Origin of the sequence: Nautilia sp. PV-1, from assembly GCF_004006315.1 — a bacterium.
GTDB lineage: Bacteria > Campylobacterota > Campylobacteria > Campylobacterales > Nautiliaceae > Nautilia > Nautilia profundicola_A.
Map to the genome: position 1 here is coordinate 1,082,052 of NZ_CP026530.1, position 11,621 is coordinate 1,093,672.

Here is an 11,621-nt window from a genome sequence, read left to right on the forward strand (position 1 = left end):
TTTTGTAAATATTTAGTATTATAACGAAAACTTATATTAAATAGGATAAATTTTGTGTGAATACTCCTTCAGTGTTACAAGCCGTTACAATAACGGCCGTTTAACGGCAAAGAAATCAAAAAGTAAGTGAGAAATTATTAAGTTTATAATACAAGTTTAACAGCAGTTTTTGTTTTTGAAGTTTTAAGATTTGTATATTTAAATACATTGTTTTTTTAGAATTTTGCAAAATCTCAAGGTCAAGTCTGGTTGCATTTCCGGCTTCTATGGAATCCAGTGTGGAACTTATCAGACTTTCGTATATATTTATGTTGCTTTTATATATTTTTATTTTTTTATTTATAGCATTAACCTGTCTTATTATACTGTTATATTGATTAATCAAAACTCTTTTTTTATCAGTTATCAAAATTTGGGATTTAAGATAATCAAGTTTTGTTTTTTCTATCTTATTTAACGCATTAAAACTTATTGGCATATTTATACTGAGTCCGACTCTGTAATAGTCGCTTGAACTGTCCTGCAGTATAGGAGAACTGTCTTTATAATCAACTTTTTGCCAGTTTAGTGAAGCATTCAGATTTACACTTAAAAGCTGGTTGCCTATTTGCATTTTATATAGATCTTTTTTTACTTTTTTAAGTCTTTTTTGCTGTACTAAATCTAGATTGTGATTAATATACCTGTTTATCGGAATAATTCTGAATTGAGGCAGCTTCAACGTATCAATATTAAGTGAGGAAATGTTGGCAAACGAATATTTTAAGTTGTCTGAATTCATCTGCAGATCTTCTAAATTCAGTTTCAGAGAATTCAGAGTAAGTACAGCATTGTTTAAAAGCGTTGAATCTCCTACGCCGTTTAAAAACTCTTCCTTTTTCTTCTGTATATCTATTTTTGCGTTTTTAATGTTTAATTTGATTATTTCTTCATTAATAATATTGATTTTATAGTCATACGCCAAATCGAGAGCCTGTTTTATAAGCTCTCTTCTTTGAAGCTCGACATTGCCTAAATTATAACTTTTTGCGTTTTTGGCATATTTTATCGAATAATATATCGCTCCTGATTTAAAAATAGGCTGATTTACCGATATGCTGAACGTCTTTGTAGTGGTAATCGTGCCGATGCTGTTGTCTTTGGAATATGAATACTGCAGCATTAAAGGATTTACCCATGATTTTTCGGTATCTTTACTGTCCTGAATTGAATATTGTTTATCGTAATTAAGCTCCTGTTTTTTTAAATCGTTTAACAGAGTGTTTCCAAATAAAAACATTGGAAAAATTAACAGTGCGAATTTAGTAATTTTCAAACCTCTTCTCCGTTTTATATTTTATTTATTGCGTCTTTCAATCTGTCAAAACCTTCATCAATCTCCTCTTTGGAAATAGTCAGAGGAGGCAAAAATCTTACGGATTTATCGCCGGCTTTTAAAACAAGCAGTCTATTTTCAAATGCCAATTTCACTATATCGTCTCTGATTTGAGAGTTTTTCGCCCTGAGTGCTCTCATTAACCCGTATCCGCTGACCCCGTCAAATATATCGGGATACTCTTTTGCCATTTCAAGCATTTTATTTTCAAAATATTCAATCGTCGAATCCAGCTTTCCGTTTCTTTTTTCTTCATCAAGTATTTTTATAACCTCCAAAGCGGCGCTTGTAGCCAGATAATTACCTCCGAATGTACTACCGTGGTCTCCAGGCTTTAAAACGTCAGTATGAGATGTTAATACCGCACCGATCGGAACTCCGCCACCCAGACCTTTTGCCATGGTGACAATATCAGGTTTTATACCGTATAAGTTGCTTGCTAGAAATTCCCCCGTTCTGTAAATTCCCGTTTGAACTTCATCTACGATCAGCAGAATATCTTTTTCTTTTAAAAACTCTGAGAGTTTTTTAATTTCGTCTTTGTCAAAAGGATTAACTCCTCCTTCACCCTGTATCAGTTCTATCATTACGGCAACTGTTTTATCATCAATTTTGTTGGCAATATCAGCTATGTCTTTTGCATACGTAAAGCCGTCCGGAAAAGGTCCGAAATACTGATGAAACTTCGGCTGTCCCGTAGCCTTTAAGGTTGAAATTGTTCTTCCGTGAAACGAATTTTCAAGCGTAATTACTTTATATCTTTTAATTTCTCCGTTAACTTCGCCGTATTTTCTTGCAATTTTAAGTGCGGTTTCATTTGCTTCGGCTCCGCTGTTGCAGAAAAACACCCCTCCTTTTATACCGCTTTTGTTTACAATTTCTCTGGCAAGCTCCTCTTGCGGTTTTATTCTATATAAATTGGATATATGGATTATGTTTTTCGCCTGGTCGCAAATAACATGCGAAAGTCTCTCATTGCCGTGTCCGACGCTTACAACTCCGATACCGCTGGTAAAATCAATATAATTGTCGCCTTTGTCATCCCAGAGTGTCGCATTATGTCCTTTTTGAAAAGATATATCAAATCTGGAATATGTATTTAACAGATACTGCATTAATTCTCCTTATTCATAAAAATAAAATTCATCATAATAGGATATGTCTTTTTTTGAAAATATACCTATTTTATTGCTAAAAAATCCCATCATCACCAAAAAACTCATTAACGCTTCAAATTCTTCCTCTTCAATTTCTTCGATAATAATACTTATTTTTTCTGAATTGTCCATTAAATATAAAACACCGCTTATTTCTTCAAGAGTAGTCAGATGTTTTTTGATTTGAGTTTTAACTCTGACTCCTTTTAATACATCTACGAAATCTTCAAATTCTTCCGAATCTTCAAGCCTGTCGTCGTATATCTTAAATACATAAGCAAGTCTAGCAAGCAGCAAAGCCAGATCCTTATCGGCTCTTGGTACGTCAACTTTAGAATGCTCATCGCTGCCGCCTATTACCGCGTAATTTTTAATCAGTTTTTTAGGTTTTGCGTTCCAGTATATAACCAAATCAGACTCTTTTAAAAAATTTTCGTCTTTATTGGTGTAATATTCGCCTTTTTTTTCAAACATTTTGTTCCTTTAAGAGTTATTATGGTTGTTAAGGTTAGTTAATTTTATATGTAAAGCTAAATTACATCAATTTAATAAACTTCTGAAACCTAACTAACTTCAAAACTTCTCTAACTTCACTAACCTCAACAACTTAACCAACCTTATATGTTATAATTCCGCCTCGAAAAATTTAAAAGGATTATACTTGTTTTCTAAGATATTACAAAATTATAACGCAAAAAATACAAAAAACGAGTTACTGAGCGGAACAGTCGTGGCAATAGCACTTGTCCCGGAAGCAATTGCATTCAGTATCATAGCCGGAGTTTCTCCTCTTGTAGGTTTATATACCGCATTCATTTTAGGCCTGATTACAGCTCTTTTCGGAGGAAAACCCGGAATGATAAGCGGCGCTACGGGAAGTGTTGCGGTCGTAATGGTTTCTCTTGTTGCAACACATGGTGTTGAATATCTTTTCTGGGCGACGGTGCTTGCCGGAATTATTCAGATTCTTGTAGGTGTGTTTAAACTTGCAAAATTTATACGTCTTGTGCCTATGCCTGTAGTTTACGGATTTGTCAACGGGCTGGCAATCATTATAGCCATGGCACAGTTTCCTATGTTTAAAAATGAAGGTCCTATAATGTATATTCTGGTAGCACTGACCATGGCGATTATGTGGTTTTTACCTAAATTCACAAAAGCCATCCCTGCGGGGCTCGGCGCTATAATTGCAGTTACCGCGCTTGTGCTTATATTTAACCTTGATACGAAAAAAATAGGAGATTTAGCACACATCAGCGGAAGTTTCCCTCATTTTCACATCCCAGTTGCACCTCTTAATCTTGAGACATTAAAAATTATACTTCCGTATGCAATTATTATGGCACTTGTAGGACTTATCGAATCTCTTCTTACTTTAGAGGTTTTAGAAGAAATGAGCGGTGAGAGAGGAAACGGAAACAAAGAAGCCATAGCGCTTGGAGCCGGAAACGCAACATGCGGACTTTTCGGTGGAATGGCGGGATGTGCAATGATAGGACAGAGTGTAATTAACTACACTTCAGGCGGACGAGGAAGACTCAGTGCCGCATTTGCAGCCATACTTTTAATTCTGTTTGTCGTGGCACTAGCAAAATATATAGAACAGATTCCTCTTGCCGCGCTTGTCGGAATTATGTTTATGGTAAGTATTGCAACATTCGAATGGGCAAGTTTTGACAGACTCAAAAGAATGCCCAAAGAAGACGCGTTCGTTTTAATAGCCACAACTCTGATCACAATTTTTACAGACCTTGCGGTGGCTGTAATAAGCGGAGTAATTATATCCGCGCTTGTATTTGCATGGAAACACGCAAAAGTTTATTTCAAAACAAAAATGGAAGGCGACAGAAAAATATATGAATTCGAAGGCCCTCTATTTTTCGGAAGTGCAAAAAGTTTTATAGAAAGTTTTGATGTTAAAAACGATCCCGACGAAGTAGTTATGGATTTTAAAAACGTACGTGTTAAAGACTCAAGCGGCGTTGAAGCCATAGACAAAATCACCAAAAAATATCTGGAAAACGGCAAAAAACTTACAATCAGACACTTAAGTAATGAGTGTAAAAAACTCCTCAAAGTCGCAGGCCCTTACTGCACATACGAAGAAGACGACCCTAATTACAAAGTAGCGGTAAATCCGGAAGAGCTTAAACAAAGCTGACCGGATCCACATCCAATTTCATTTCATTAATATCCACACACGGATATATGATTTTATGAAGGTTTTTGCCTTTAAGCAGTACCTGATATCGGTATATATTTTTGATTTTGAATATGGGAGCTTCACCGAATCCAACAATTTCAGGCCTGTTGCCAAGACAGAGTAAAAACCTATCCATTTTTTCTTTGGCTTTTATTTTGTCTTTGTCCTGAAATTCTATTTTTATAAGTCTGTTAAACGGAGGGTATCCGAGATCTTTTCTGTTTTGTATCTCTTCTTCATAAAATTCCTCATAGCTTCTGTCAAAAAATTCGGGATTCAGCGTCTGAATAATGACCTCTCCGTCTTCTTTTCTTCCGGCTCTACCTTCGACCTGGCGTGCCAGGGCAAACGCCCTCTCCCCTGCTCTGTAATCTGCACTGTTAAGCACAAAATCTATATCAAGCACGATTGAGAGCGCAACATCCGGATAATCATGGCCTTTACTGAGCATCTGCGTACCTATTAAAATATCTATTTCTTTATTGGCAAATCTTTTAAGAAGTTTATCAACTCTGGATTTGGAAGTAATAACGTCCCTGTCAAATTTTTCTATAACGGCATCCGGAAAAATTCCTTTTAAAACTTCCAAAAATTCACTCGTACCCATTCTTTCGTTTATAAACTCATCACTTCCGCAATATTCACAGCTTGATGGAATATGCATACTGTAATTGCAGTAATGACAGACAAGCGCCCTTTTATTTTTATGTACACTCATAGCAACATCACAGTGTTTACATTTTACCGCCTTGCCGCACTCGGCACATATCATATATTTAAAATTCGCGCGTGTCGGAAGGAATATTATTACCTGTTTATGATTTTCAACAGTGTTTTTTATTTTCTGTATGGTAAAATCATCAAAACTGTTTCTGAAATATCTTGTTTTTTTAGTATTGTAAAACGTTCCCTTTAACCTGAAATGAGGAAATTTATAAAGATCACTGATTAGAGGTGTCGCACTTCCGAGTACCACTTTGGCATTGTAAACCTTACCGAAATATACTGCCAGATCTTTTGCGTTGTATTTTGGAGTCTGTTCACTTTTATAGCTGTCGTCATGTTCTTCGTCGACAATTATCAACCCAAGATTTTCAAGAGGTAAAAACAAAGCACTCCTGGCACCCGCCACAATTTTAATCTCACCTTTTGCTATTGAGGAGAGGATTTGCTGTTTTTTCTTTTTGGTTATTTTACTGTGCCATATGGCAAGGGCTTCTCCAAAATATTTTTTAAGTCTTTTTTCCATCTGTGAGGTTATGGCAATTTCAGGCAGTAAAAAAAGTGCCTGTTTGCCGCTATTTAATACTTCTTCAATTAATTTAATATATATTTCCGTCTTACCGCTTCCGGTATCTCCGAAAAGTACTGATACATCGTTTTTTCTTAAAAACTCCAATGCTTCTCGTTGTTTATTTGTCAACTCAATATCAGTATTTATTTCAACATTTTCATTAATTCTCCATTCTCCATTATGGTTGGTTGGGTAGGTTCTCCATTCATAAAACAGTCCCGCTGCTTCACCTACAGGAGCAAAATAATATTTGGAAATAAAATCTATGATTTTTTGTTTTTTAGTAGAAAAAGAAAACACTTTAGATATAACATCTTTACAATCAAAATCAGGCTTTTTGACTTCTTTTATCACATATCCCAAAGCTTCTCTATTTCTGACTTCAATTTCAACAACATCACCGATATTTAAATCTTTTTCCGACTGGTAAGTAAAAGTATTCGGAGTATTAATAATCGCTATATCGTAGTATTTCATTCACCTATAACACTACAACCTGATACACATGAAAATTTACAGTTATTAGACGTATTATTGTCATAATGAAAAGTAATTACAGTATTTCCTCCGTCAAGCGAAACATTATAATCCGTTCCGTTACCGTCCCATTTTACAGTTCCGCTGTTTTGCTTAATAGGATAAGTCAAAATCCCTTCAAAAAGCTGTCCGTCAGTTGTAGAAGTTTCCAATGTAGGACATACATCATTACCTTCCATTACGTTTTTACCGTATTTAGTCGATATTGCAGTACGTATAGTAGCTACGTCTGTTTTTACTTTTGCAATCTCGGCATCGCTTACACCGCTAAACAATCTCGGGATTGCAACTCCGGCAAGTATTCCAATTACAACTATAACAAAAATTAATTCAAGCATCGTAAAAGATTTTCTCATATTTAACCTTCCAATTATATGAAAATAAGAGCAAAAGCTCTTATTTTATTATCTTAAGATTGTTCCTGTTTCACCATTGCTAAATGTTGCTGTAGTAGAAGTAGCATTGATATCAGTTGTATTATTATCACCTAAAGTAACTGTACCAGTAGAAGTTTGTCTTATTAAGATAAATTTAGGTGCTTGATTTGCATTCCCATCTATACAAGCAATAAAATAATCTTTACCTGCAACATTTTTATCAGCAGTACCAACAATTTGATAATCAGTAGTACTATTACAATCTGATAAATCCATATTTTTAATTTCTTTTGGCATATCAATGTATTTTGTTAAATTACCATCTGGATTTGTATCTTTGTCATATTGTAAAGCTGTATATGCAATATCACCATCGTGTCCGCCACTAATAGACTCACTCCATAATGTTGGTGCTACAGTTCTGTTTAATGTACCGACAAATGATTTAAGATTACCTTCATGTGCCTGTTGAGCAACACCTAAAAATTTCGGCAATGCAACTGCTGCTAAAATACCTAAGATTACAATAACGAAAATCAGTTCAATCATCGTAAATGCTTTTTTCATTTAAACTCCTTTAATTTATTTATTACAATTATATCATATAAAATTAAAAATTTGTCAATTATTTGTTACTTATTTAACTTTTATTTAATAAATATCATTTTTATGTCACATAATATTCATTTTAATATTATTTTTAACGGTTTACAAGTATTTTACCGTCTTTGAGCCTTATTAATCTAAAGTAAGGGGCACTTTTAGCCGTACCGTCTTTGCATGTAATGTTATATTCTTCTCCGGCAACTTTTACATCCACTGTCATTACAGTGTTATATGTTTCATTGCCACACCTTGTCAAATCAATACTAGACGCATTAACTTCTGGAGGAATTTCAATATATCTGCTTAATAACTGATAACCTTCACTGTTTTCAAGATGTGTAATACTGCCGTTTTTATTTTCACTTATGCTTTTAGACCACAAATCTTCTCCGGTAGTTCTGTTTAACATTTTAACAAAAGACATCAATACTGCCTCGTGTGATTTTTGTCCTAATGCAAAATACCTCGGTACGGCAACTCCGGCTAATATTCCAATTATAACTATTACAAATATTATTTCTAATAATGTAAAAGCTTTTTTCATTTCTGCTCCAATTTAGAGATTAAATCCTTTATCTTTTTATTTACTTCAAAAATTTCTTTTTTGTTTTTTAAAACCAAAAAAAGAAGCTCTTTCGGTGTGGGATGCTGAATTTTTAACAGATCTTCTTTTACAAATTCAAAAAACTCATCCTCAAGTTCTATTTCAAATTTTTCACCTAAAACCGAGAGGGATATTTTTTTCATTTGCCGAGAATTGCTTCGATTTTGCTTACAACTTCTTCAAGTTCTATTTCTTTGAGTGCCATTTTTTCTTTACATTCCAAAAGTTCAGTATCTTTTTCGGCAAGCATTTCTTTTGTGTTTTCAAGTTCGAGTTTTAAGTTTTCGTTTTCCTGTTGCAGTTCTTCGTATTTTTTCAATAAATTATCTATTTTTTCATTTAATTTACCAAGTAGGTCCATTTTTATCCTTTATTTTTATATAATTTTATCAAACTTAAGTGACACAATTATAATAAAAAGGAGCGTTTTGTTCAAATTAAACTCAAACTTCAAACCCACAGGCGACCAGCCTCAGGCAATTGAAAAATTAAGCGGCTGTATAAAGCAAGGAAACAGATACAATACATTAATTGGTGTTACGGGAAGCGGTAAAACGTTTACAATGGCAAACATCATTCAAAAACTTCAAATCCCGACCCTTATCCTTACGCACAACAAAACCCTTGCCGCACAGCTTTACAGTGAATTTAAGGAATTTTTTCCTCAAAACCACGTGGAATACTTCATAAGCTATTATGATTATTATCAGCCCGAAGCCTATCTTCCGAGACAGGATCTTTTTATTGAAAAAGATTCTTCCATAAACGCGGAACTTGAGAGGTTGAGAGTCAGTGCAACAGCCTCGCTTTTAGAATATGACGACGTTATAGTGGTCGCGTCCGTTTCGGCATTGTACGGACTCGGTAACCCGATCGAATATAAAAAAATGGTAGCAAAAATAGCAGTGGGAGATGAAATAAACCAGCGTCAGTTTATGATGAGGCTTCTTAGTATGGGATACACCAGAAACGATAAATATTTTGAAAGAGGAAACTTCAGGGTAAATGGCGAAGTTATAGACATATTCCCTACATATTTTGAAGACGACGTTATAAGAGTCGAATTTTTCGGAGATGAAATAGACAGAATTTATACCATTGATTATATGACAAACGAAAAGCTCCAGGATCTTAAAGAAATCACCATCTACGCCGCAAACCAGTTTATCGTAGGTGCCGACAGACTTGCTGAAGCCATCCAGTCTATAGAAAAGGAGCTGGGAGAGAGACTGAAAGAATTTGAACAACAAGGAAAAATTATTGAGCACCAAAGGCTTAAACAAAGAACGGAGTTTGACCTTGAAATGCTTGAAACAACGGGAACATGCAAAGGAATAGAAAACTATTCAAGACACCTTACAGGAAAAAAACCCGGAGAAACGCCGTATTCATTACTTGATTACTTTGAAATAAAAGGAAAACCTTACCTTGTAATAGTGGATGAATCACACGTAAGCCTTCCTCAGTTTCGCGGGATGTACAACGGTGACAGGGCAAGAAAAGAAGTACTTGTGGAGTACGGATTCAGACTGCCAAGTGCGCTTGACAACAGACCTTATAAATTTGATGAATTTATAAATAAAGCCCCTCATTATCTTTTCGTATCAGCCACTCCCGGGGAGTATGAGCTTGAAATATCCACATGCGTGGCGGAGCAGATCATCCGCCCTACTGGACTGCTTGATCCGATAGTTGAACTGCTTCCGAGCCAAAACCAGGTGGCAACGCTTTTTGACAGAGCCAAAGAGGTAATTGAAAAAGGCGAAAAGGTACTTGTAACGACTCTTACCAAAAAAATGGCTGAGGAGCTGCAAAAATATTATCTTGAAATGGGACTGAAAGTCAAATATATGCACTCTGACATTGACGTGGTGGAAAGAAACGAAATAATAAGAGGGCTTAGAAGCGGTGAATTTGATATGCTAATCGGTATCAACCTTCTAAGAGAAGGGCTGGATCTGCCGGAAGTAAGCCTTGTGGCAATCCTTGATGCGGATAAGGAGGGGTTTTTAAGAAGCGAGACGAGTCTTATTCAGACAATGGGAAGAGCCGCAAGAAACGTAAACGGACGGGTCTTAATGTTTGTAGGAAAAATTGAAGAGCCTATAGTACTCGATGATGATCTCGAAGTACTCGAAAAAATAAAAGACAAAATCACAGGCTCAATATACAGAGCAATCAAAACCACAATTACAAGACGTATCAAACAAAAAGAATATAATAAAAAGCATGGAATCATTCCAAAAAGCACCATTCGTAAACTTGACAAATCACTAAAAGAAGAAGGATACGAAGCAATAGCCAAAGAGCTGAAAAACAAAAACAAAATTCCGGCAAAAGAGAAAAAAGCGATTATTGCAAAACTGCGTAAAGAAATGAATGAAGCCGCAAAAGCACTCGAATTTGAAAAAGCGGCAATGCTGAGAGACAAGATTGAAGAGCTTAAGAAAATGAAATAAGGAGAAATAATGGCAAATTTTGATATTAATTTACAATTATCTTTAACTTATCAAGATACGATTGATCGAATTGCCGATGCCAAAAAAAATTTATTTGAAATAACTAAGTGGATAATAACTTTAAACTCCGGTGTACTTGGATTATTTTTCTCTGTAAACAAAGATTTTTCAATTTATTTTACTTTATTACCTATTCTCATTGGAATAATTGGACTTTTATTGGAATATAGTATCTCTTATGAATTAAATGTTCATAGAAAAACTTTAGCAAACTTAAGAAAAAAAGTTGGAGGCTTAATATATGATATTAATAAAGAACAAGTAGATTTGATGTTAAAAAACAAAAAAACATCTCATAAATTTTATTACTTTTTTTATAAATTCAGTAATTTTAGTATTATTATCTTTTCAAGTATTATAACTGCATTAATAATATTTTTTAATATTTAAAAATAAAAGGAAAAAAAAATGACTCTGCGCTATAAAGACGACTTCCCTAAAATCCATACAACCGCATGGATAGCTCCGAGTGCCGATATTATCGGTGATGTGGAAATCGGAGAAGATTCTAGTGTGTGGTTCGGGTGTGTTATAAGAGGTGATGTGCATTATATTAAAATCGGAAAACGCACATCCATTCAGGATATGAGCATGATACACGTAACACATTATGAAAAAGAAAAGAAAATAGGAGACGGTTTTCCGACTATTATAGGTGACGACGTAACAATAGCTCACCGCGTAATGCTTCACGGCTGTAAGATAGGAAACGCATGCCTTATAGGTATGAGTGCCACAATCCTTGACGGTGCCGAAATCGGAGACGAATCGATCGTAGGAGCCGGAGCTTTGGTTACAGGCGGCAAAAAGTTTCCTCCAAGAAGCCTGATTTTAGGATCTCCAGCCAAAGTCATAAGGGAGCTTACCGACGAAGAAGTGGCGAATATATACAAAAACGCCGAAAATTACGTTAAATATAAAAATGATTATATAAATTTTGTAAGGTAAC

13 protein-coding genes are annotated in these 11,621 nt (G+C 34.9%); 4 read left to right on the forward strand and 9 right to left on the reverse strand.

Annotated elements, in window-relative coordinates; genetic code table 11:
* Positions 1-115: 115 nt before the first annotated feature.
* From C3L23_RS05760 to C3L23_RS05770, 3 genes are read right to left on the reverse strand one after another with little or no spacing between them, the layout of a single operon-like run.
* A complete protein-coding gene (locus C3L23_RS05760) occupies positions 116-1,315 on the reverse strand; it encodes a TolC family protein (protein WP_127680746.1) in 1,200 nt (399 codons plus the stop codon).
* Positions 1,316-1,329: 14 nt separating this feature from the next.
* Positions 1,330-2,490, reverse strand: a complete 1,161-nt coding sequence (locus tag C3L23_RS05765) for an aspartate aminotransferase family protein (RefSeq protein ID WP_127680748.1) — start codon at positions 2,488-2,490, stop codon at positions 1,330-1,332.
* Positions 2,491-2,499: 9 nt separating this feature from the next.
* Complete coding sequence (locus C3L23_RS05770) at positions 2,500-3,006, reverse strand: hypothetical protein (protein ID WP_127680750.1); 507 nt, start codon at positions 3,004-3,006, stop codon at positions 2,500-2,502.
* Positions 3,007-3,193: 187 nt separating this feature from the next.
* Between C3L23_RS05770 and C3L23_RS05775 the strand changes: the two genes are divergently transcribed.
* Positions 3,194-4,693: a SulP family inorganic anion transporter gene (locus tag C3L23_RS05775; RefSeq protein ID WP_127680752.1), complete on the forward strand. Its 1,500-nt coding sequence runs from the start codon at positions 3,194-3,196 to the stop codon at positions 4,691-4,693.
* Here C3L23_RS05775 and C3L23_RS05780 read toward each other — a convergent pair.
* From C3L23_RS05780 to C3L23_RS05805, 6 genes are all read right to left on the reverse strand, one after another.
* Entirely contained in the window at positions 4,680-6,506 is a 1,827-nt protein-coding gene (locus C3L23_RS05780; RefSeq protein WP_127680754.1) for a primosomal protein N', read from the reverse strand. The two genes, C3L23_RS05775 and C3L23_RS05780, sit on opposite strands and share 14 nt — an antisense overlap.
* Positions 6,503-6,922, reverse strand: a complete 420-nt coding sequence (locus C3L23_RS05785) for a type II secretion system protein (RefSeq protein WP_127680756.1) — start codon at positions 6,920-6,922, stop codon at positions 6,503-6,505. Before C3L23_RS05785 ends, C3L23_RS05780 begins: the two co-directional genes overlap by 4 nt.
* 48 nt (positions 6,923-6,970) lie before the next feature.
* Entirely contained in the window at positions 6,971-7,510 is a 540-nt protein-coding gene (locus C3L23_RS05790; protein ID WP_127680758.1) for a type II secretion system protein, read from the reverse strand.
* Positions 7,511-7,643: 133 nt separating this feature from the next.
* The gene (locus tag C3L23_RS05795; protein ID WP_127680760.1) at positions 7,644-8,093 is read right to left on the reverse strand and encodes a prepilin-type N-terminal cleavage/methylation domain-containing protein; all 450 of its coding nucleotides are present in this window, start codon (positions 8,091-8,093) and stop codon (positions 7,644-7,646) included.
* Positions 8,090-8,296 carry a hypothetical protein gene (locus tag C3L23_RS05800; protein ID WP_127680762.1) on the reverse strand — a complete coding sequence of 69 codons (207 nt, stop codon included), beginning with the start codon at positions 8,294-8,296 and terminating at the stop codon, positions 8,090-8,092. Before C3L23_RS05800 ends, C3L23_RS05795 begins: the two co-directional genes overlap by 4 nt.
* Positions 8,293-8,514, reverse strand: a complete 222-nt coding sequence (locus tag C3L23_RS05805; protein WP_015902682.1) for a hypothetical protein — start codon at positions 8,512-8,514, stop codon at positions 8,293-8,295. Before C3L23_RS05805 ends, C3L23_RS05800 begins: the two co-directional genes overlap by 4 nt.
* A 67-nt stretch (positions 8,515-8,581) precedes the next feature.
* Here C3L23_RS05805 and uvrB point away from each other — a divergent pair, with 67 nt between their 5' ends.
* The 3 genes from uvrB to C3L23_RS05820 are packed head-to-tail and all read left to right on the forward strand — an operon-like array spanning position 8,582 to position 11,620.
* On the forward strand, positions 8,582-10,612 hold the full coding sequence (gene uvrB, locus C3L23_RS05810; RefSeq protein ID WP_127680764.1) for an excinuclease ABC subunit UvrB: 2,031 nt from the start codon (positions 8,582-8,584) through the stop codon (positions 10,610-10,612).
* Positions 10,613-10,621: 9 nt separating this feature from the next.
* Positions 10,622-11,062, forward strand: coding sequence for a hypothetical protein (locus C3L23_RS05815; RefSeq protein ID WP_012663995.1), 441 nt, complete (start codon positions 10,622-10,624; stop codon positions 11,060-11,062).
* Positions 11,063-11,080: 18 nt separating this feature from the next.
* The gene (locus tag C3L23_RS05820) at positions 11,081-11,620 is read left to right on the forward strand and encodes a gamma carbonic anhydrase family protein (RefSeq protein ID WP_127680766.1); all 540 of its coding nucleotides are present in this window, start codon (positions 11,081-11,083) and stop codon (positions 11,618-11,620) included.
* Position 11,621 lies beyond the last annotated feature (1 nt).